14 protein-coding genes and 2 pseudogenes are annotated in these 21366 nt (G+C 60.9%); 8 read left to right on the forward strand and 8 right to left on the reverse strand.

The genetic code is table 11. The annotated features are described in order from the left end of the window. Nucleotides 1-55: 55 nt before the first annotated feature. Nucleotides 56-2526: pseudogene (gene ligD, locus QTI68_RS34230) on the reverse strand (DNA ligase D). A 78-nt stretch (nucleotides 2527-2604) separates the two neighbouring features. Here ligD and QTI68_RS34235 point away from each other — a divergent pair. Beyond that, nucleotides 2605-3327, forward strand: a complete 723-nt coding sequence (locus tag QTI68_RS34235; protein WP_286528317.1) for a hypothetical protein — start codon at nucleotides 2605-2607, stop codon at nucleotides 3325-3327. 264 nt (nucleotides 3328-3591) lie between these two features. Here the strand turns inward: QTI68_RS34235 and QTI68_RS34240 are convergent, their stop codons facing one another. Further along, entirely contained in the window at nucleotides 3592-4302 is a 711-nt protein-coding gene (locus tag QTI68_RS34240) for a hypothetical protein (RefSeq protein ID WP_286528319.1), read from the reverse strand. Between the two features lie 79 nt (nucleotides 4303-4381). On the opposite strand from QTI68_RS34240, the gene QTI68_RS34245 reads away from it, so the two are divergent. Both QTI68_RS34245 and QTI68_RS34250 read left to right on the forward strand, forming a co-directional pair. Next, nucleotides 4382-5464: an IS630 family transposase gene (locus tag QTI68_RS34245; RefSeq protein ID WP_286528321.1), complete on the forward strand. Its 1083-nt coding sequence runs from the start codon at nucleotides 4382-4384 to the stop codon at nucleotides 5462-5464. Between the two features lie 376 nt (nucleotides 5465-5840). Then, nucleotides 5841-7085 carry a hypothetical protein gene (locus QTI68_RS34250; RefSeq protein WP_286528323.1) on the forward strand — a complete coding sequence of 415 codons (1245 nt, stop codon included), beginning with the start codon at nucleotides 5841-5843 and terminating at the stop codon, nucleotides 7083-7085. Between the two features lie 197 nt (nucleotides 7086-7282). Here the strand turns inward: QTI68_RS34250 and QTI68_RS34255 are convergent, their stop codons facing one another. Further along, nucleotides 7283-9337: a S41 family peptidase gene (locus QTI68_RS34255; RefSeq protein WP_286528325.1), complete on the reverse strand. Its 2055-nt coding sequence runs from the start codon at nucleotides 9335-9337 to the stop codon at nucleotides 7283-7285. Nucleotides 9338-9654: 317 nt separating this feature from the next. Beyond that, a pseudogene (locus tag QTI68_RS34260) lies at nucleotides 9655-10415 on the reverse strand (DUF932 domain-containing protein); the annotation flags it as partial. A 764-nt stretch (nucleotides 10416-11179) separates the two neighbouring features. Between QTI68_RS34260 and QTI68_RS34265 the strand changes: the two are divergent. Continuing rightward, nucleotides 11180-11623 carry a DUF6988 family protein gene (locus QTI68_RS34265; protein ID WP_286528327.1) on the forward strand — a complete coding sequence of 148 codons (444 nt, stop codon included), beginning with the start codon at nucleotides 11180-11182 and terminating at the stop codon, nucleotides 11621-11623. Between the two features lie 142 nt (nucleotides 11624-11765). On the opposite strand, the gene QTI68_RS34270 is transcribed toward QTI68_RS34265, so the two are convergent. The 4 genes from QTI68_RS34270 to QTI68_RS34285 all read right to left on the reverse strand — a co-directional run bounded on the left by QTI68_RS34270 (nucleotide 11766) and on the right by QTI68_RS34285 (nucleotide 14754). Further along, complete coding sequence (locus tag QTI68_RS34270) at nucleotides 11766-12149, reverse strand: hypothetical protein (RefSeq protein ID WP_286528329.1); 384 nt, start codon at nucleotides 12147-12149, stop codon at nucleotides 11766-11768. A gap of 126 nt (nucleotides 12150-12275) precedes the next feature. Beyond that, nucleotides 12276-12791 (reverse strand): GIY-YIG nuclease family protein, encoded by a 516-nt coding sequence (locus tag QTI68_RS34275; protein WP_286528330.1) that lies wholly within the window; start codon nucleotides 12789-12791, stop codon nucleotides 12276-12278. An 18-nt stretch (nucleotides 12792-12809) separates the two neighbouring features. After that, on the reverse strand, nucleotides 12810-13592 hold the full coding sequence (locus tag QTI68_RS34280) for a phage exclusion protein Lit family protein (RefSeq protein WP_286528332.1): 783 nt from the start codon (nucleotides 13590-13592) through the stop codon (nucleotides 12810-12812). 235 nt (nucleotides 13593-13827) lie between these two features. Next, nucleotides 13828-14754: a hypothetical protein gene (locus QTI68_RS34285; RefSeq protein ID WP_286528334.1), complete on the reverse strand. Its 927-nt coding sequence runs from the start codon at nucleotides 14752-14754 to the stop codon at nucleotides 13828-13830. A gap of 431 nt (nucleotides 14755-15185) precedes the next feature. On the opposite strand from QTI68_RS34285, the gene QTI68_RS34290 reads away from it, so the two are divergent. From QTI68_RS34290 to QTI68_RS34305, 4 genes are all read left to right on the forward strand, one after another. Then, nucleotides 15186-16529 carry a DNA methyltransferase gene (locus QTI68_RS34290; RefSeq protein WP_286528337.1) on the forward strand — a complete coding sequence of 448 codons (1344 nt, stop codon included), beginning with the start codon at nucleotides 15186-15188 and terminating at the stop codon, nucleotides 16527-16529. A gap of 20 nt (nucleotides 16530-16549) precedes the next feature. Next, nucleotides 16550-19180 (forward strand): sensor histidine kinase, encoded by a 2631-nt coding sequence (locus tag QTI68_RS34295; protein ID WP_286528339.1) that lies wholly within the window; start codon nucleotides 16550-16552, stop codon nucleotides 19178-19180. Next, nucleotides 19177-20991, forward strand: a complete 1815-nt coding sequence (locus tag QTI68_RS34300; protein ID WP_286528341.1) for a hypothetical protein — start codon at nucleotides 19177-19179, stop codon at nucleotides 20989-20991. The genes QTI68_RS34295 and QTI68_RS34300 overlap by 4 nt, the downstream gene beginning before the upstream one ends. 136 nt (nucleotides 20992-21127) lie before the next feature. Further along, on the forward strand, nucleotides 21128-21355 hold the full coding sequence (locus QTI68_RS34305; RefSeq protein WP_286528342.1) for a hypothetical protein: 228 nt from the start codon (nucleotides 21128-21130) through the stop codon (nucleotides 21353-21355). The last annotated feature ends 11 nt before the right edge of the window (nucleotides 21356-21366 follow it).

A 21366-nucleotide genomic window follows, 5' to 3' on the forward strand; every position in this document is an offset into this window, starting at 1 on the left:
TGCCGTGTACGGACCCAATATATCGAGCCTTCGTCGCCGCTTTCATGCGAGGTGCTTACCGAAATCCCAGCGTTCGCATCGCTCCGGTGAGTGCCCCTGCAGACTTGTTGTACCCGCTCCACGCGACATTCCCCTTGTCCAGACGCGCATAAATGTTCCGCACGTTCCAATGAGCCCCGCTGGTGACCTTCGCCAGCTCGCTCCATGCGATTGGTACCGACACGCCCAGCCCAGGCCGCGCACGTGCCGACCAGGCGCAGGCCGTCGTCGCGCCGAAGCCGTTGCGCAGGTAGTCGATGAAGATCCGGCCCACCCGGATTCTCGGGCCGCTCCTGGCCACGAACAGTTGCGGAAGCGTGCGCGCGAGGTGCACAACGATCGCCTGTGAGAAGTCCTTGACGGTGTCCCAGTCGTAGAGCCGTTTGACCGGCACTACCACGTGTAGCCCCTTACCGCCGCTGGTCTTCACGAAAGAAGCGAGGCCGAGCTGCTCGAGGAAGACGCGCACCAACTCGGCGGCCTGCTGGATCTGCGCTCATTTCACCCCTTCGCCCGGGGTCGAACGTCATGCGGTCTGGCTTGCCGATCGCGGTCTTGACGGCATTCCAGGTGTGGAACTCGACCCCGTTGAGCTGCGCGGCCGAGAGCAGCCCCTAGCCGGTCGCCACCTCGAGTAGCTGGGCGTGGCCAGGGTGGAGCGCCGGGTCGAGCTGCCGCACCCCGGGGATCTCGCCCTTGTCCAAATGCTTCTGGAAGAAAAGCTCGCCGGTGATGCCCTCCGGCGCCCGTACAAGCGACACAGGGCGGTTTTTCAGGTGTTCGAGGATCAGTGGACCCACCAGGCCGTAGAACCGCACCAGCTCGACCTTGGTGACGCCTGTGGACGGGTCGATCACGCGGTCTGGGTTGGAAACCCGGAACTTGGCCGGCAGGGTGTGCTGGACCTCGGCGCCGGCGGCCGGCCGAAGGTGAAGCGGCACCTCCCGAACGACCGCCTTGGCGGGCTTGTCCTCGCGCAGCCCATTGAAGACTGGGTGTCGGACGTGGCCGCTCTTCGTCCACTCCGCGAAGCTCACCTCGACCACGAGCTCCGACTTCACCCACTGTGCGCCACGGGCGGCAGCGTCCGTCGCACCCTTGAATGGACTGGCGGGCGCGGCCAGCGGCGCGAGCTTTTGCTGGAGCGGGCCCACCAGCTTGCCGCTCAGGCCGGACCCGACGCTGCCGGCGTAGACCAGGTCGCCGGCGTCGTCGTGCACACCCAGAAGCAGGGCACCGATCCCGGCCTTGGTGCCGCGCTGGTAGGTCCACCCACCCACCATGAACTCTTGGCGCTGACGGCACTTGAGCTTGATCCAGTCGGGGGAACGGCTCGAGGTGTACGGGCTGTCCTTTCGCTTCCCGATGATCCCCTCCAGCCCAAACTTGCAGGCCGAGGCAACGACGTCTCGCGGCGCGCCGACAAACGCCTCGCTGAAACGCAGCGAGTCTAGGGCGTCTTCGAGGAGTTGCTTCAGCCGCGCGCGCCGCTCGACCAACGCTACCTGGCGCAGATCCAGGCCGTCGTGGTGCATCAAGTCGAACAGGTGGAAGGTGATGTCCTTGGTCGCTGCCTTCTCGAATCCGGCCTGCAGGGCCCCGAAGCCGGGGAGCCCCTGCTCGTTGAGGATGACGATCTCACCGTCGAGCCAGCACGGTGCCAGCTTCATCGCGGCCAGGTCGCGCACCAAATGAGGCAGCTTTTGCGACCAGTCGTGGCCGTTCCGGGTGAAGAGCCGCGCGCCAAGGTCGTCCACCCGCGCAAGCATCCGGTACCCGTCGAATTTGATCTCCAGCACCCAGTCGTCCCCCGTGCTGGGCGGCCCGTCGACCAGAGTGGCGAGCTCGGGCGCAATCTTGGCGGGGAGGGCGCCCTTCTTCGCTCTGACCAGATCGTCAGTCGACTGGGTGGGCGCGGTCGCGCCAGTTGGCGGCGGCAGGCCGGCAACGCTGTCCGGCATCTCGTCGACCACGCTGAAGTCGCTCGCCGGGCGCACAAATTAGTCTCGCTCCTTGATTAGCAGCCACGCGTCCTGCTTTTCCTCCCGACTCTTGATCTTCACGAGAACCCATTCGGCCCCGGAGTTTGTGGCCGTAGAGATCGAATTTCAGGTCGCCCTTCTCTAGACCCTTGCGCGGGTCGCCGACCGGCACCCAGATGCCCTTGTCCCAAATCATCACCTTGCCGGCCCCGTACTGCTTCGGGGGAATCGTGGCCTCGAACGCGTTGTAGCTGATCGGGTGGTCCTCGACGTGCACCGCCATGCGTTTGTCGGCCGTTTCGTAGCTGGGGCCCTTCGGCACGGCCCAGCTGAGCATCACGCCGTCGAGTTCGAGGCGAAAGTCGTAGTGCAGCCGGCTAGCCCAGTGCTTCTGGATCACGAACTGCAGGCCGGCAGCCGCGGACTCGCCGCCCTCCGCCGGCTCGGGCGTGACCGCGAAGTTGCGCTTCGCCTTGTACTTTGCGAGGGGAGGGGGAATCGCCATCCGTGAACTGTACGATCGAAGGACCATCGCCTTGGCATCAACTTCCGGTCAACAATGTGTCTGTAGCTAGGAATGGACATGAATGATCTGGCATCGAACTCGCGAGAGGATGACGGGGCTTTGCAGCCCTGCCCCATGTGTCAAGAGCCCATCAGCCCGGCTGCAAAGCTCTGCAGGCATTGCAAGTCAGACTTCACATGGAAGAGATTCCTTCCCCTGGGAAGCACAACGATGGCGATGGCGACGGCGCTTATCGCCGTGGTTGCTGCCGTTGGCCCGCAGATCATCCGGATGTTCGAGGTCCCTAACTCGCACCTCTCTGGGAGCCTGATCTTCAACGGCCGGAGCGGTTCTTCGAAGGCAACCGCTTTGATCACCAATTCCGGGTCTCGATTGGGGGCTGTCACAGGCGGTCGGCTATCCATGCCTCTGAAGAAGGCATCAGGAAGTGGCTGGATTGGCGTTCAACTTCACGTTTCCGGCGATGACGAAGATCACATCGTTTTCGTGCCTCCCAATAGCACCATGAAGGTCGACTTTCGATTGGGTCGAGTCGGATTGGTCGATGGGCTCGTCGATTCCACGGGAATCCTAGTGCTCCGGGACCATCCTGCTCACTCCGAAGCCACCCAGGAAGAAATCGCAGCAGTCGAAAATGCGCCAAAGGGCACTAGATGTCGCCTGCGCTTGTTCGTTGCCAACGCTGACAGCACCTTCGAAAGCGAAGTCTCAACATTTGAATGTTCCGCCGGACACCCTTTCCAACAGATGATGCTCAACCTCGCCAAATTTCCTAGATAAGCGGCGCAGCGCAGCTCCGCTGGCAACCTGGCTAAGATGCCCACGCCTTATCGTTCGTGGCCTGCATTTTCTGAAGGCGATTGATCAGGGTCAGGAGCTTGGCCGGCACGTCATGGCGGCGTCCATTGGCGCGAAGTGGCTTCCTGAACTCGGTGTGGACGTAGAACAGTTCCCCCGTCCGCCTCACCGGGATGATCTCACCGCCCAAGAGGAGCCAAAGGCGGTCAGCCTTTCGCTGATCGCTCGTGTGGACGGGAGGCGGGTTCATCGAACACCCCGTTTCATGTCGCGCTTGAGCGGCTTCTCCTTCGTCGGGTTGCCGAGGATCTCGTCCCACAGCTTCTGTGCTCCCTTGTTGGCCTTTGTCCCTCTCACGTCCTGGTCCTCGAGGTAGCACGCGGCCCACGCGAAGGTGGAGGGGAGCTGTACTCTATAGAGGCCGCAGTCCCAGTTGTCCTGCACGTGAGCTCGCAGATAGTAAAAGGGATCGTCGCGTACGGCCTCGATGGCCATCAATGGACTGGTGGGCATATCCTCCAAGCCCAAGCTGCGGCCGGTTGCAGATCCCAGGTATGGCGCGACGCGTGTGGGTACGCCTAGGTGCTTCAGCAGTGAATCGGTCGAGCGCAAGAAGATCACCACTCGACAAAGGAAGGCATCGCGAACGAGGTTGTGGGCCTCGACTGCCTCGTCCAGCGCGCTGACGGTCGACGGCCTAACCCGAATGTTGACATTGGGCGCTGGCCCCGCAGTGTCTCTGCCGGTGAGCTTCTTCAGTTGGCCGGAGATGTATCGCCTCGCCTGTGCGGAGAGCACTGAGGTGCCCAGGTCAACGCGCAGTTGCGGAAGCTCTCGCGCGATGACGTAGTCGAGCAGAGGGCCTGCGTTGAGGAATAGGGAGTCGGTCTGCGACTTGAAGTTTTGCCAGAGTGGCTGTGGGACGCGAAAGCTGATCTTTTGAGTGGCCTTGTCCATGGGAAATGCTCTAATGTAGTGCGCTCGAAATAGCGGAACTTAATCGATACGGCACACTCCGACCTCGACGGAGGTCGTCATGCGCATTGCCCCAAGGATCGAACTGGATGCTGCTGTTCAACGAGAGTTGACGGCATTGGCGCGGCGAGGCCGCGTCGAGGCCCGTGTGCAGCAACGCGCCAAGATTGTGTTGCTCGCCGCTGAGGGCTGGCAGAACAAGGACATCGCAGTGGAGGTCGATCTCGATCGGCGCCAGGTGGCCTTGTGGCGCCAGCGCTTCCTGGAAGGCGGGGTGGAGGCCCTGAAGCACGATGCTCCGCGCCCCGGGCGCACCCCCAGCGTGACCACCCCCGAATTTGAGTCGAGCATCGTGGACAAGACGCTTCACGAAAAGCCCATCGCGGCCACTCACTGGAGCACGCGCACGCTGGCCGCGCAGCTTGGTGTAGGTGCGACAACCATCCGCCGGGTGTGGAAGCGCAACGGCCTGAAGCCGCATCGCCAGAGCAGCTTCAAGCTCTCGCGGGATCCGCGCTTCGAGGACAAGCTGCTGGACGTCGTCGGGCTGTACTTGAATCCACCCGAGCGCGCCCTGGTTCTGAGCTGCGACGAGAAGAGCCAGATCCAGGCGCTCAACCGCACCCAGCCGGGCTTGCCGATGAAGAAAGGCCGCGCCGGCACCGTCACGCATGACTACAAGCGCCACGGCACGACCACACTGTTTGCCGCCTTGAACACCCTGGACGGCACCGTGATCTCGATGTGCCAACAGCAACACCGGCACGCGGAGTGGTTGCAGTTCCTGCGCCTGATCCAGCGCAAGACGCCCAAGCACCTGCAGCTGCACCTGATCGTGGACAACTACGGCACCCACACCCACCCCGACGTGCAGGCCTGGCTCGCCAAGCACCCGCGCTTCGTCATGCACTTCACGCCCACGAGCGCGTCGTGGTTGAACATGGTCGAGCGCTTCTTCCGCGACATCTCGGAAAACCGCATCCGACGAGACAGCTTCACCAGCGTGCCTGAGCTGGAATTGGCCATCGATCTGTACGTGGCCCACCACAACGCCAACCCCAAACCGTTCATCTGGACCAAGAGCGCGACCGACATCCTCGCCAAGGTTACGCGAGCTAAGGCGGCGCTGGCGCTGAATAGATAAGTACATATTTAGGTGGCGCACTGCACTAAATAGTGGTTTGGTAGGCATATGCTCGCGGAGCAAACGCTCTGTGGCAATGGGCCTTTCACAGAGCATCAAGGAATAAGTTTGAGCTCGGTGACGCGTCGTGGGGCACGCAGCCGAATTGCCGCCGCCTGCGATGGAGGCTGTGCGTCACGGCAGGCCGGAACCGTGCTCCCCCGAGTTTCATGGATTGACGGAACAATCCGCCCTTCTGCGAGCCGCGCTGACAACTGGGGCTAAGATCACTGCGCTTTGTGGGACACCCCGAGGCCCGCATCGGTCCGCTCGATCAGGATTGGAAAGACTCGCTCTAACTCCCCACGGCGTACCCCAACACATGGAGCAATTCAGTATGGCAACCAATGCGACGATGCAACTAGCCGATGGCGAAGGTTTGATGTCGGTGGTGATTTTCTCGGGTCTATCGCACTCGATGATCATGCATCCAGCGATACACGGCGAACCTGCGCTCACGGCTCAAGCCTTCTACTACTTAGAGGAACTCGATGCAGTAGCTCAATTGCGCTTTGAAGCTGAGGAAGAGCATCTGTCAGATGAGGCGATCGAGTACCTCGTCGACAACTACCTCTTCGAGTACAGCAAGCGTCACCCGAACGCCAAGATCAGTTTCAAAGTAACGCGAGGAAAGTTCGTCGAGGACGATGCGAGTGAGCACTACATCGGCGTGGACCTCGGGCACACACTTGCCTTGGCCATAGATTCGCAGAATGATCAATACGTTGGGTACGTCAAGGCGGTTGATGCAAGCGACCGGATCGACCTAACAGATTGGAATATCGGGATGAACTACGTCATGGATCGTGTCGCTCCCTACGTCCACGATATGGGTGCAGTACTGGGCAAGCGAATCCAAACATTGATTGCCCCCGGCCCTGACCGCGACGGCTACGTCGGCAAGATGCGTGTCCTCAAGACGGATCACGGGTTGATCGACTATTGGCAAGCCGTCGGGTTGTCCAATATCAGATTGCACTCGATCTCCACAACTGCAACGACGGTTCCTTTGGCGCACTCCGCCTGCGCGGAGACGCTCGACGCGCTCCCGATCGAACGCATCGACGCGCATCACCAATACACGCCTGTCCTGCTATCTCACTACTTCTCTGGGCTGAAGGAGTTCCACCCGCTGAAGGCTTTTGTCGGCTTCTATAACGTCTTGGAGTACTACTTCGAGGAAGCTCCGTTGCTGCTTGGCCGTGTTGCGACCAGCGAGCTCAATCAGTTGCACTGCATCATTGAACTGTTGGTAAGCGATGCAGATGTGACAACCTACTTTGCCACTCTGCGGCCGAATGCGCGCTTGATCGTGACGGCTGACTTGCCCACGGCATTCGGTGTAAGGATTCGCGCCTTCGATCCCACTGCGTCAAGTCCACGGACGGAGTTGGCGCGTTGGTTGTACGAGATTCGCTGCGCTGTCGTTCACTCTAAGAAAACCCGTCGCGGACATCCCAGTGCAACCTTCGAGCCGTATTCCGCGCCGTCAGATCGGTTGCAGCACGTAGTACCCTTGCTGCGATGGCTAGCGATTGCGTGCATCGAGAAGGACGCTGCATTGCGCGCAGCACATCCTTAACTGACGGGCGGTCTAGCTTCGCGGAGGGTGATTTACCTCCACCTGCGCGTTTCGCCGAAGGCTCGTCCGATAGAATCAGTAGTCCTTCGCAAGCGTCCCACTAAAAATGCTGGCCGCGTCCTTCGCTGAAGCAATGTAACGCACGGTGAAGTCATATTGATGCCTTGAGTGTCCGCGCCGATCCGAATCTGAGTGGCTCAGTTTTCGGTCGGCGCCAATAAGGCACGTTGCCATTCGACTTCGGACTGTTTCAGCCCGCCACCACTCAACTCTTGGCCGGCCCGTTCGAAGAGATCCTGGTTGTGCTCCATGACATCCCGTACCGTCATCCGATAGAGGACGTCCGGCACGATGCCTACATCTTCCAGCACGCGACCCTCATTCGCCCGAACACGCAGCGCGCGGCGCATCGTCAGACTCAGGTGGACGCCGTTCGGCAAGTCGTCGAGACCGGAAGAGCCGCGGCCAAGATAGACGTTGAGATCGGAGCTCATCCACGGCTGGTCGCGCACAACATGGGACAGAGATCCATCATGGATGGTCCATGCAGTATCTCCATCATCCACCCGCCCGGGCAACAGCGTCGCCGTTGCCGACAAGGATACGCCGGCGGTATTGAAGGCATCGATGATTTCCACTGACAGGCTGCCGGCAACGAAGTCGACCTTCAGTTTTCCGTCAAGGCGGAAATCTGGATTGAAGATGCGCACGACATCCCATGTCCAGTTGTTTCCGCCGGCTGCGGCCATGTTTCCATCGGTGCAGATGACCTTGCCGATCTCGTTGTCGATGAAGCCGGCAGCGAACATGTCCGCAGTGCTGAACGCCAGCGCGTCGCTGATGAGAATGACGGGTCCGCTGTACTTGCGGCCGACCTTGTTGTAGTCAGCATCTTCGCCTTCGATCGGGATACCGCGCGTGTAGGCCTCGCCGGTCCTGTATGCCTCGACAAACGAAGGGCGCCACTTGATGAACCTATCACTCGCATCCACCATTGCGCGAGTCAAATCGGTCACGCGAAACTGAAACCGCGTTGGCACGACTGGCTGTGCGCTGAGCAGTTGGAGCACGCGTTCGCCCGCGGCGATGTAGCCTCCGGTGTTGCCTCGGATATCGAAGACTAGGCCGTTCTGCGGCAGTGTTGCAAGCACAGGGGCCAGGGCATTGACCAGGTCATCAACGTCGTTCGCACGGAAGGACCAGAAGCGCACATAGGCAAAAGTGCCGTGGCTCGTCGTGACGGAGCCGTAGTCGATCACGCCGCGCGCGATGCTGCCGAGAATGACAGGGACGCCGAGCGAGGGCGGCACAGGTGCTTTTGGGGGTGCCGCATCGAAGGAGTGTGGTGCGGTCAGCACCCGTCGCGCATTCTGCAGATCCATCAGCAGAAGGTCGCCACCGAAGCCGGTGAGATTGCGCCCCACACCGGGATAGCTCGGCGCGGCGGCGGCGTCGAAGCCGATCCACATGAAGCGCTCTTGCAACTCAACGCCATCGAACGAGAAGCGGAGGTCGACCCAATCTTCCAGTGGCGGTCCAAACTGCGTGAGCGGGCGTTTCGTGAGGAAGGCCAGACTCCGGGCAAGCGCCGCGGCCTCGTTTCCGCCGTCGAAGACATTGGCGGTGAGGCGGACATAACGATCAATCGGTATGCCGTTCCAGTGACTGACGCGCGCCCCCGGCCGGAGGGACTTGAACACTGTGTCCGCATCGGTCTTGGTCACGAGGTAGATCTCGCCTTCGCCATCCCAGCACGTTTCAATTGTGAAGGGAAGAACGGCCGCGATCCCATAGGTCGCCCGCCCGAAGAACATGACATGCCGATCCCTGACTCGCGCAAGGATCTGGACCAGGTTCTCGTGGAACTCGGCATCCGAAAGAGCCGGGGTCTGTAAGCGCAGAAGGCCCAATGCCCGGACAGGATCGAAACCATAGATCGCCTTTTTGCGCTCGAGATGCACATAGAAGCTGTCGAGGGCAACTGAGAGTTGATCAATAAGACGCAGCCGATCGGCGAGGGGATAGACGGGAGCTACCGCGACTCCTGGAGTTGGCAATGCAAACGTCTTTGCGAGAAGCTTGCCGCCTGGTGAGTGGATCAAGCCTCCACCAGCGCCTTCAGCCGCTCTTGTTCCCACTCCACGCAGGCGCTTCTTCGAAGCTTCCTTCTTCGCAGGGGCTTTTGCAGTATTTCCCGTAGCGCGGGCGAAGTCCGCTATACCGATGTCTGCAGGCGTTCGAAGCAGCGTCATGGATCCTCCTCCGGCCGCCCCTCTCGTCGACACCCCATTCATCTATGCGGCTCGTGTGCTAAATGCTAGCACTGGTGTCGTTGGCGCCCGTCTCCAGCGAACGTGTTGTGATCCTCTGAATGGAGGATGCGCAAGATCGCTGCTGGCTATATGGGGGAGCGCGGCGATTGCTCAGTGGATGGCCCGGGTCGATCGGTTTGATCGCCGCAATCCACAGCGGCCGTCGCTGTTAAATCCGGCGCCACGCGCGAGCAGTTCGCGCGACGATGCGGATATGCCCTCGAACACCAGATGTCGCGGAAGAAGCGCTCGACCATGTTCAGCCGCGACGCGCTGGTGCCTTGCACGAGGCGGGTGCGCTGGCGGCGGCCACTGCTGGCGCGGCCCATGAGTCCGCCTTGCGTCAGGCTTTCTTGCGTGCGGTTGAACACGCTCCACGGGTCGGGCCGGTCATCGTCGAAGCGGCGCGGGGCCAGCACCTGCGTTTCCGTGACGGGCGGGGACGTACTTGAGGGCCAGCGCGGCGCGCGCGAACACCTGGGCCTCGCCGCTGTCTAGCGTGATGGCCTGCATCGCATCGCGGGAAGATTGCGCGCGCTCGAAGCCGTGCAGCACTTCGTAGGAGCCTTCGATGACGTGGCCCGCCACGTCGCCCTTATGGGGCACACGCACATCTGCCACAGTCTCGCCGCAGACAAGCCCGTTCTTGCAAACGAAGCGGAACATGCCCTCCAGCATCTGGTAGCTGCTGCTGCCATCGTGCGAGTTCAGCAGGATGATTTCGTTGGCCTCCCGACCGTTGATCTGGCTGGCGTGGCGCAGTCGGATCAGGTGCTTGGTGTGCTCGCGCTTGCCCTCGTCGCGCACGCGGGTCTGGCAGACCATGAAGGGCGGAAACCCTTCCTTGCGCAGTTCGGTCAGCACGGCGGCGGTGGGGATATAGCTTTAGCGTCCGGAGCGGCTGGCGGGCTTGTCCTCTGCGAAGATGGACGGGGCCACGGCCCGGATTTGGTCGTCCGACAGTGGATGTTCGGCGCAGCACGGGGGAGTGGGATGCGAAGCGAGATGCGAGTTGCATGGGTCTTTCTCCAAATGAAGTTGGCTGTTGAAGAACCCCCCGGATTCATAGATTCGGAGCCCTCTTCAGGTCTTCCGGTGGGGTCGGCGCGAAGACCTGGGCCGGCCTCGTTGACACCGTCTTTCCTGAGTTCATCGCCCGCGACGAAAGGGAGACCGGGGCCGTGTGCCGTCAAGGAGACAAGCGCCGGGGGTGGGGCGGCCCGCAGGCGACAGCCGAGGACACGGCCCGGCGCGCCTTGACGGCTCACGGCCGCGGGCTACAGTCGCGGACAAGGTGATGAGCGAAGCGAAGACGGCGGATGCGGCAACGGCCGCTGTTGGCGCCGACACCACACAAGCGAAGCGAGCAGGCCTGGACGGGTGTCCCGTCCGAAGGCGTCAGCCGACCGGAGGGAAGGGAACGATGGAAGCCCGCATGGGGCGAGACCAGGGTCCGCCGGACCCGCCAGGCTCGATGCGCAGCACGAAAGCGCGGCCGGCCGTATCCCTTGGCCGGAGACGCTAGTACCACTAGAACGCCCCAGCGAGGGCTCTACGATATCGGCGTGCAAGAGAAGCACGACGCCCATTCCGACGGCCCGTTTGAACAAATGCTCCATCGGTCTGACGCGCTGCACGAGCGACTGAATGAGTTGCTTGCAGACGCCGAATTTGACGGCTCACCCCGTGGCGAAGCTGCGCTGGGCATGTGCATGGTGGCCATGGAGCACGCTGCGGCCTTGCGCGCCTTGATGGCCCTGGCCCTGCCGACCTCCGCCGCGGTTGCAGTTCGAGGTGCTGACGCGCGCCATGTGGCTGGTCTATGGCGCCACCGACGCGGCCATTGCCAAGCTGTCAGTACCGTTGTCGCTGGAGGCCGAGCAGGGCGCCAAGAATTTGCCTAACGCCAGCGAGATGATCGAGCAGATCGGCAAACGGGTCGGCCAGGGCGTGCCTGCAGCGGCCCATCAGATGCTGGCCCACTTCAAGCACGGGTGCTGGACCGCCATGAACTCCTTCGTCCATGGCGGCATTCACCCGCTGCGACGAAACGGGGATGGCTTTCCCGTCGACCTGGCGCTGCAGGTTCTGCGCAACTCGAACGGCCTGAGCACCATGACCGGCATGACCTTGGCTGTCCTGGCTGGCGACGAAGCCGTCACCAGGCCGATGAGCAAGATTCAGCCGGAGTTCGCCGACTGCCTGCCGGACCTGCTGCAGCCCTGATACAGCGCGGCGGGAGACGCGATGATCAGCCTATCCTTGGAGGCAAGCGCGGCGCGCAGGCCCTGAAGGGTGCGTGGATCGGCTTTCTCTCAAGATGGTGGAACGGGATATGTGTGAATCAGGTTCGGCGGATTTAGGATCCTTAGCCGAGTTGGCCATGGCGTTCGAGCATTTGCACCAAGACGCTGTTCGCTTGCATGAAATTTTCCCGCTGGTCCCGAAGCTCGTAGGCCCACTTGGCACCGTGAAAGAGGTTGTTGCGCAGCCGCCAGTCGATCATCAGCAGGCCCAGCATCCTGTCGCGCGGATCGTTATTCGTGCCTTCAACGACAGCCTGAACGAGCTCGAGGTGGTCCGAAGGGCGAAGGTTGAGATGGGGGAAATGATAGGTCAACGCGCCATCGGCGAAGTAACGGCTCCGAAAGTAGGCGAGCTCTGCGTCGTAGAGACCAGCCTCAAGCGTACCGTCCGCTGCCCAGCGATCGACACGTTGCCGAATGCGGTCGGCGCGGGCGAAGTTACCCATGATCTGCGCTTCGAAGAGACTCCAAGAAGGGCGAAGTCGAAGATGACGCGGCGATCCGGGTCGGGAAGCTCCCGAAAACCAGGCACACGTGCCTCGAGCCATTGCTCGCTTGCACTCTGTTCGTTGTCATTCATGTTCGGTTGTCTGTTCTTCTTCTTGACGGGGGTCGAGTTCGGAGAAGTCGGTCAACGTGTCGCATTGGAGGCAGTGGTACATCTGCGATGCTTCCTGGAAGTGCATGCCGCACATGCACCCGCAGAAGGGGCAGCATTCGTTGATCTCAAGGGCGCCGCATTCCCACACGCCGAGATACTCGGGGACTGCATCGCGGTCATAGCCGACGACCTGGAATGCATCAGCATTCTTGGCGACAAACCCATCGCGGCCGGCGCGCATGAGAATGGGCAGGATGTCCGCCGGCTCGATTGCGAACCATTCCCCTCGCACGTTGGTCGCTTCAAAGTGCTGGTGGAGGCGCCGCTCAAGCTGGAACGAATCGATTGTGTCGATCCAACCGAGCAACCGCAAGGCCAGGGGATTGCCGGTCTGCAGGTTGCGCTTGCGCGCCTTTATATCCCTGGCGACCCCGATCTTGATGGGGGAGCAGCCGGTGTCATCCTCGCCAATGAAGTAGACGGGCACGTCGCGCTCCTTGAGATGCTAACGGAGTCGGTCAAGCAGCATCTCGACCATTTCCCGGTTCGAGTTCGCGACGATGTCGAGTGGGCGGTTCTCCTGTCGCATGAGTGCAATTAGGAGGCAGGCCGTGACAAGCCAAAAGGGCGAGCCTTCGGGCAGACCGTACCCGCTGATCATGGCGACTAGCCGCTCCGCGATGGGCGGATACTGTCGGTTGCCCCAATGCGCGTGCGTCGGCGTCATCGCATGGATGATCACTGCGGCGAATACGATGCCCATCGCGCGCTTTTGTTGAACTTGAGCGTGGTTGTGCCCATGCTCTGTGGCGTACGCCGCGAGGCCGCTCGTCATGAAGTCGCGAGCCCAGGTATCGCACGCGATTTCCTCTTCAGGTAGCGCCGAGGGCGCGCATTTGTCAACGGCATACATGACGTGCCGGAATTCGTGCAGGAGCGCGAAGGCAAGGGCGAATGCGACCAGGTCGAAGGCGGCCTGGTGGTGTTCGTCACCAAGGCTGTCCCGGTCAGCCGTTGGCCCGGGGATGTCAGCCGGCCATTGAATGTCGGCCGTCCGCTCGGCTCTGATAAGCGATCGTGCGCTGGCGATGCGCTGGTTGTAGTCGAATTCGTACTGCCCGCGCTCATCGTCGATGTTGAGCGCCTGCTCGAGCGGAATTCCGGTCATGGTCGCGAAGAGCAGGGCAGGCGAATAGACCTCGATGGAGCGCCATGCGCTGAAGCCGAGCAGCCAGAAGAAGTCGATCGTCTTAGTGTCGAACTGGATGCGTGAGGCATCGGCGTTCATGGTAATGCCTGGGGCACTCGGCGCGACTTCGACTAGATGGCCATACTGGCGCCACAGACCGCTGATTTCGTCGGCGCGCTCGGGCACGGCTGCGCGTAGAAGATAAAGAATGATTGTGCGGTCTGATGGTTCTTCATCATCGTCGGAACTCCTGCTGTGATCGGCGGCGGTTTAAGTGGTGCGGCTTGCGCGCTGGTCGTGGCTTCTCGGTCTTGCCTGGCGCGCCGCTCGTCCCTCATTGAGCCTGTGCCTCGTCCGCTTGGGCGAGGATGTCGTTGGCTTCCCAGTCTTCGCCGCGCCGGGTGATCACGAACTCGCGATCCCAAACGCCCCAGCTCCGGGGAAGCCCAGACTGTGCCAAAGGATTGTGGACATAGGTGACGGGCCGGGCTTGGCGCGACAAGTTGCCGATGCCGATGCGCGACCAGATTACACCCGAGATGTGTGCGAAGCGCGCGTCGAGAAATGCTGTTCGCGGGATCGGATCGCGCTCACGCTGGATTGAGGGCGCGGCGTGAAAGCCCTCGTCGAGGACGATGCCGGTCTCCCGGTCGATGATGAGGTATGCGTCCCCGATCGGAAACAGCGTCGTCATGATGAGGGGCAATGGCTGCTCGGCAATGTAGACACCGAAGCGGCTGGCGCTGATCGCAATGATGCGGGTGTCTTGCGGCGCGATCACGCCTTGTTCGATGTAGCGGCCGATCTTCTGTGCCTTGGTCCAGAATGCACTGGAGGTTCGAAGTTGAGCCTGTCGGACAGGAGCAGCAGTAATCCCACCGCCCTCGTTGATCGGAACGGGCCGCACGACCTGGTCTGGGCCGGGTGTGCCTGCGTCTGGGGTGATGGCCTCGATCCAGATGCGGCGTCCGTCTTCGAGGACGCACAAGTCGGGCTGGCCGCCATCGCGTTGGCGATCGACCACGGGAAGCAAGGTGCGGCCTGCATCGAGCAGCGTGCAGCCCAGGTACATCTCCCAGAAGCGGCCATCGATGTCGCGCGCAAAGCCTTGACGGAAATCTGAATCGGCATAGGGCTCGTAGCGCGTCCACATCGCTTGCAGCAAGGCGCGAAGCTGCTGCTCGACGGGAGACTCGGCGGCCTTCAGGTTCGCGAACCCGAGATCAAGATTGGTGCCGTCAACGTCGAAAAGGTCGCTCATCGTTTGCTCGTCTGGTGCCCCGCGTCGCATCGGCGCCACGTCTCTGGGCAGCGGGGTTTGATGTCCACAGTCGTTTGAGTTGCCCGTGCTCGAGAACGATCTGGCGGGGCGACCAATGGGGTGATGCTTAAGGGCACAAGCGGTACGCACAACAGCAGCGGTTTGCCCCAAAGCCAAGGGCGCCGTGAGCCTCACTTCGACCGGTCTGACCACAGCCTAATATATACGCAAGCCGAGGGACCGAGGGTAGCCCGGCGTCTCGTGCCCCAAACAGGATCTCAGCCACTTCCAGGCGCGACTCGCGGCCTGTTCAGCATGGGCTGACCACACGTTCTGAGCACCACAAAGGGGGAGGCCGAACGATTTTGTCGATCGGGCCAGATGCCATACACTGCACCTGGTCGCGTCAACATATTTGGCCGGACCCCGGCATGCTGCAAAAAGTAAAAGAAGACCCTCTGCTCGAGAGCTTGAGGGGCACCCAACAAAAATATGGCGAAGACTATTGGTCCTTCAAGAACGCGTCGAAGCGCCGAGGCGCGCACGCGCTGATTCACTATCCGGCCATGATGGTGCCCAACCTGCAGGGCAGCATCCTTGCTGCGATTAAGGAGGTATCCCCCAATTCTCAGAAGGTGCTGGACCCTTTCGTTGGCTCAGGCACCGTCTTGGTTGAGAGCATGAACCTGGGGCTGGACTTTACTGGCGTCGACATCAATCCGCTGGCAGTGCTCTCGTGCTTGACAAAGTCCGGTCCGTACTTCATCGACGCGTTCACCGACAGGGCAGCTGAGTTGGTCTCGAAGATCCGGGCCGATAGGATCACCCGTCACGAAGCCACCTTCCTCGGCCGAGACAAATGGTTCGAGGCGGACGTGGCGATCGGCATCTCTAAGGTCGCGCGGAACATCAAGAACGTCGATGCGCTCTGGGCTAGAAGGCTGTTTTGGCTGGCACTTGCCCGCGTCATTCGGACCTGCTGCAACTCCCGCAACTCGACCTACAAGCTGCATATCAAGAAGGCGGCGGATATCAATGCCGTGGCCGATCCGGTCAAATCCTTCGTCGAAACGATCGAGACCTACAAGAAGCACCTGCAGGAGCAGGCTACCGACTGGTCCGAAAGAGGTCTTCTGAAGCAGGGGCGGTATCAGAAAAGCGTGAGCATCACAGCGGGCGATAGCACAAGTACCCTGCAAGAAGCCGGGCTGCTATTCGATGTCGTCATGACATCTCCGCCTTATGGGGATAACAAGACCACGATCCCGTACGGCCAATATGCATTCCTGCCTCTGCAGTGGATCCCGACCGTGGACATCAGCCCTTCGATCGAAGCAGGCGTACTCGCGAACACTCATGCGCTGGATACGGCCAGCCTTGGCGGCAGCGCTAGGAATGCAGCGGACCGGGCCGAAGTGCTTCGGAACGAGTTCGACTCGGTAAGGAAGTATTTGACCAAGCTCTCTTCCAAGGGCAGCGGCGTCAAGCGTTTCGGCGCCTTCTTCGGCGACCTCGACCCCTGCATCGAACAGATCTGCAAGTCGACCAACCCCGGCGGATACCACGCTTGGACAATTGGCAGTCGGCACATTGAAGGCATCCGAGTACCGATGGAAGAGATCCTTGAGGAAATGCTCGACAAGCGCGGCATGGATACCTTTGGCCGCATACACCGGTCTATCCATGCCAAAAAAATGGCGGCACGCAACAATCTTTCCAGCACGATGAACACAGAGATCATCGTGCTTGCGAAGATGAGCGCAAAGAAGAAGTAACGGGCGGGGAGAGCGCAGGATTGGACGAACAAAACAATCAACCAGACGAGATCAAGGTCTCTGCCCGGGTGCTCGTCCAGCTGGGCGAGGAGTTGGTGACGGATGCGGAGCAAGCCATCCTCGAATGCGTCAAGAACGCCTATGACGCTGATTCTCCCGGCTGCAAGGTAGTGATTCGCACCAAGGCGTCTGGGTTTATCGACCAGGATGAACGAGCAGGCCGGCTGCTCGACTTCGGGGAAGAGGCCGAGAACGTCCGTGTGACCTTCACGAAGGGAGAGGAGGAACTGGACGTCTCCGACGATTGGCGGGAGAAGAAGTTAGTCGAAGCCACCCACTTCGTGCGGCGGCGGCTCGACTGGACTGGTCATATCACCATCGAGGACACGGGCGACGGTATCCCTGCGGAAAACTTGCGCAAGTCCTGGCTTACGATTAGCGGATCATACAAGCGGTCCGCCGAAGGGAAGCAGAAAGCAAAGACCCGCCTGGGCCGCACTCCGCTCGGCGACAAAGGTGTTGGCCGGCTGGGCTCAATGAAGCTCGGCGACATTTTGAAAGTGGAGACGAGCACAGGCGAGGATCAACCATTGGCATCCGCAGTGTTCCGATGGGCAGACTGCGAGAAAGCCGAAACCATTGACCAGATTCCGGTCTTCGTCGAGACGGGCCTTCCCAATCCAGATCGATTCAAAGGGACGCGCGTTTCCGTCTATGGTCTGAAGAACGTCGGCCAGTGGGCGAACGGTGCCGCGGCCCTCAAGCTCAGCTTGGCCACCTTGGTATCTCCGTTCGAGGCCAAGGTGCAGTTTCCGGTCACGGTGGATGTTGATCGCGACAAGACCAGCCTTGTGACCGTCACCGAGACTCTGCTTGCGCGCGCGGTCGCCGATTTCCAGTTCAAGTGGCACACCGGCCCGGCCGGTGTACCCGAACTGCAGTGTGTTGCCCGGTTCCGAGAGAGATTGTTTCGGGCCGCCATCGGCAGCAGCAAGACTCAAAAGCAGAAATCCAACGACGTTTTTGGGAGCGACGAAGGCGCTGGACTTCTCAAATGGCTGAGTGATCCCGCGCGAATGAAGCGATACAAGGTCGTTCCCCGGCCTAGCCCGGAATGGTTCGTTGAAGTCACCCAGACGATTCCCTGGCTGAACATCAAGACCAGTGGTCAAGACGTCAAGGCAGAAGATCCCGGCCCTTTTAGCGGAGCGTTCTACTATTTCAATTTGCGGGACATTTCGACCGACGAGACTGCCGATTCCGCCCCGACAGACTCTGAAGCCGATACAGAAGCGGCAGCAGGCCTGGGCATCGATCGGGCAACGATCAAGAGGATGGCTGGGATATCCATCCTGCGCGATGGATTCCGAGTCCGCTCTCAAGGCGATTGGCTCAGACTCGCCGAGGCCATGACAACAGGAAGCACATATCAACTGCGTGTGCACAACACACTCGGGTACTTTGCGCTGACGGGCGAGCACAACTACAAGCTGGTCGAGAAGTCCGACCGTGAAAGCTTCGTCGAGAACGATGCCTATCGAGGTTTCAACGCCATTGCCTTGGAATGCAGGACGTTCGCGAATGAATCGCTTGAAGCCGTCCGTCGTGCGATGGACAAGTATGCTACTCAAGTCGTACCAGGGGCCATCAATCGCCCACCAACCGCGGATCGCTCCTTCGACGTGGTTGAAACCACAGTGGAAGGCGCAGCCACTGCCAAACAGGACGCTCAGTCGATTGTTGCAGCGCTGCAGCAGGGCCTGGGACTTGTTGAGCGGCAGGACGGCGTGGGCGCCACGGACGTGCTGAAAACGGCCCTACAGAAGGCGCAAACCGTTCAGCGCAAACTGGATCTAGGGGCGCACGCAAGCAGCGCGGTGCGTATGCTGAGGCAGGAGTTCACCGACAGCAAAGAGCGCATGCTGTCCCTTTACGAGAGCGCCGCCGTCGGCCTGAGCGCCCGTGGCCTGGCGCATGAGTTGCGCACCCATATTGTGGAAATTCGGCGGCGCATAGTGGCGATCGAGGAGTTGGTGAAAGAGGGCCGAGCAGACGCGAAGAGCGTTGCGCGCCACACCCGGCCCATCCGCGCCGCCTGCGCAAGCATCAGCAGCGCTGCAGCCATCATTGATCCGCTGCTTCCACGGACTCGGACGGTCAAGGAAACGATCGACCTCTTCGACTTCATCACCCAATACAAGGAAAATCGCTCCGGCGGCTTGGATCGGGAAGGTATCGACTTCGAGATCCTAGGCGAACCTGGACAGGCGATTGCCAGGATCAATCGAGGCCGATTGCTTGCCGTCTTGGACAACCTGACTAGGAACAGCGTCTATTGGCTTCGCCGTGGCACCGACGTGCTGGCGATCAAGCGGCCGAAGCGGATTCGCGTCGAGATCACTTCGTCGGGGTTTTCAGTGGCTGATAGCGGCCCAGGCGTCGATCCGGCATATGAGGACAGCATCTTCGACATGTTCATCTCGGCCAAGCCCGCGTCGGAGCGCGGCCAAGGCCTAGGCCTATTCATCTCATCGCAATTGCTCGCCGCGGACGGCTGCAACATTAGCTTGAGTACCGATAAGAACCAAGACGGTCGTAGGTACAGATTTATCGTGAATCTCGGGGCAGTGATGCACGGAGGGAATAAATGAAGCCTATCGAGGCGCTAAAGCTACTCGGTTCAACTCGAGTGATCTGGATTGACGACCGCTTCGCCACCGCGTCGGCCGCGGAACTGATTGACCTTCTCACCGAACACGCCGATGTTGTGGTAGACGTATCTCCTGAGCCGATGAAAGGCGCGCTGCACAAGATTGCCGACAGCGACGACACCGGAAATCAAGAGCTGGAGCAAGCGGTCGCAAACTTGACGGGGCAGGAACGCATCAACCTGCTGCGGCAGGTTCAGCTCAAGCTAGAAGACAACGGAACCGCGGACCTGTCCGACGAGCAGATCGAAAGTGTCTGCGCTCACCTTGCAATCTCGAACGAAGATCGCTGGCCCTTCGACAAGGCAGAAGATGCGATGCTTCAGCTCGCCAAGGATGCGGGCGATACGGCGATAAGCTACATCATCGACTTGAATGACGCTCAAGGTGCTGCCGACAACACAAGGGGCTTGGATCTCCTGAAAGCACTTCACGGCGCAGGTTCCAAGGCGACTGCCTTGTTACTGACCCACTACGCAACAAAGAGCAATGAGGCCGAGAAGGAGCTCGAGCTGCGCAGCATCCTTTCGCCGGAGGGGCCGCTGGACGGCTCCCCCGTTTGCGTCATTGCCAAGGAGCGCCTTTACGCGGTCGATGAAGCGGGCTCAACCGTCGAAGGTCGCGACGGCGTTGTTGCCCAAGCGCTGCGTATAGCCATTAAGAGGGCCGGACTCCGCCGCAACGTGCACGAGGTCCTGGTACGCGTTCAAAGCCATATTGACAAGGCGTTCAAGACCGCGAGCAATAACCTGCTTGAGGTCCCGCCCGAACAGTTGGATGAGTACGCCATTAGCCGAGCCTACGCGGAGGGGGTCTCTGAGCTCCACGTCGTTGAACGAGCGCTCACCGCGTCCATGTCGGAATCGTTCCGCCACCTGTTCTCGGTCGATGCGGCCACCCGCGAGAACGAGCGTAGGCTACGCTCGCTCCGCAGCGTACCGCTCGATATCGACGCCACGATCCACCATCAAATGCTAGAGACCTTCAGGAAGCTGGAAGTCTGGGAGTCCGACCACCTGGTCAACAAGGGCTGCTCGCCGCTGGCCTGCGGCGATGTCTTTGACATGGATTCCCAAGGCGGTGCCCCAGCTCAGCGCTTCATCTTGCTGGCACAACCTTGCGATGTAACGTTGCGCCCTAGTGGTGACCGCGATGCCGAAGCCGGCTTCCTGGTTCTCCTGAAGCCTCTCGCCACAATCGATACGCCCGCGAATCAGAAGCAAATTCGGCTTCCCTTCTTACTCGATGGCAAGCAATGGGTATGTGAACTGAGAAAGACCACATCCATTCGGCTCGACCTCTTGGACCTTGTGTCCTACCGGCCCGACGGCTGCCTTCTGTACGACTACGGGCAGGCAGTACCGGACTGGCTGCTCCCCGGGCAGCAGGCCAGTGGCAAATATGTCTTCAAAGCCCTCAAGGACGCGTTCGACGCGCGTTCCGCCGTCAAGGGCACGCCAGCCAAGGACATAAAGGACTCTAGGTGTCAGCTGACCCTCTCCGCCAAAGGGCCGTTTCAGCACATCGCGTACGGCTCGTTTGTTGAAGCCAAGGCAGCGAAGGAGGACGCACCTGGTGCGACAGGCGGCTTCAACTGGAACTTGCGGCGAGTGGGCCGAGTGCGGATGCCCTACGCATCAGCATTGCTGGGCAGTTACCTCGCTATCGTAGATAGGGATGCCTTTGATCTGGACTACTTGAAGCCGAAGACAGCCCGAGCCGCGGATGCGGCGAGCTGCGGTGCCTGCTCCTGACTTCGTCATTCTTGGAGAGCATCCAGAAGTTGGGGGTGTGCGGTGCAGCATAGAACCACTCACGGTCGGGGGGCTGCGAAGTGGCAGGGCAAGTCGTCCTACCCTGGACATTTGTTGCACCGCACACCCCCAGGAAATGGATGCTCTCCATGACAAGAGCGCGGTCCAGGTGTCCGTTGACGGGGAGGTCGTGGGCTACCTCTTCCGCGACGACGCCCGCAGCTTTCGCCGGCGGCTGGGCAGCAAGGGATTGACCGGTCAAAGCACCCTCTGCGACGCGAAGGTCGTCGGCGGCCGCACCAAGCGGGGCGGCGAGAAGCTTTCCTACGGAATCCAGTTGGACCTCAAGCCCTTCGAGAACTGAGGCCCCGCGGC

Origin of the sequence: Variovorax sp. J31P207 (assembly GCF_030316965.1) — a bacterium.
GTDB lineage: Bacteria > Pseudomonadota > Gammaproteobacteria > Burkholderiales > Burkholderiaceae_C > Variovorax > Variovorax ginsengisoli_B.

Coding starts and splice junctions, on each gene's coding strand:
- QTI68_RS34280 (WP_286528332.1), bottom strand. CDS start 13,592: ATGAACGCCGATGCCTCACGCATCCAGTTCGACACTAAGACGATCGAC.
- QTI68_RS34235 (WP_286528317.1), top strand. CDS start 2,605: ATGAATGATCTGGCATCGAACTCGCGAGAGGATGACGGGGCTTTGCAG.
- QTI68_RS34305 (WP_286528342.1), top strand. CDS start 21,128: ATGGATGCTCTCCATGACAAGAGCGCGGTCCAGGTGTCCGTTGACGGG.
- QTI68_RS34245 (WP_286528321.1), top strand. CDS start 4,382: ATGCGCATTGCCCCAAGGATCGAACTGGATGCTGCTGTTCAACGAGAG.
- QTI68_RS34300 (WP_286528341.1), top strand. CDS start 19,177: ATGAAGCCTATCGAGGCGCTAAAGCTACTCGGTTCAACTCGAGTGATC.
- QTI68_RS34255 (WP_286528325.1), bottom strand. CDS start 9,337: ATGACGCTGCTTCGAACGCCTGCAGACATCGGTATAGCGGACTTCGCC.
- QTI68_RS34285 (WP_286528334.1), bottom strand. CDS start 14,754: ATGAGCGACCTTTTCGACGTTGACGGCACCAATCTTGATCTCGGGTTC.
- QTI68_RS34290 (WP_286528337.1), top strand. CDS start 15,186: ATGCTGCAAAAAGTAAAAGAAGACCCTCTGCTCGAGAGCTTGAGGGGC.
- QTI68_RS34270 (WP_286528329.1), bottom strand. CDS start 12,149: ATGGGTAACTTCGCCCGCGCCGACCGCATTCGGCAACGTGTCGATCGC.
- QTI68_RS34250 (WP_286528323.1), top strand. CDS start 5,841: ATGGCAACCAATGCGACGATGCAACTAGCCGATGGCGAAGGTTTGATG.
- QTI68_RS34240 (WP_286528319.1), bottom strand. CDS start 4,302: ATGGACAAGGCCACTCAAAAGATCAGCTTTCGCGTCCCACAGCCACTC.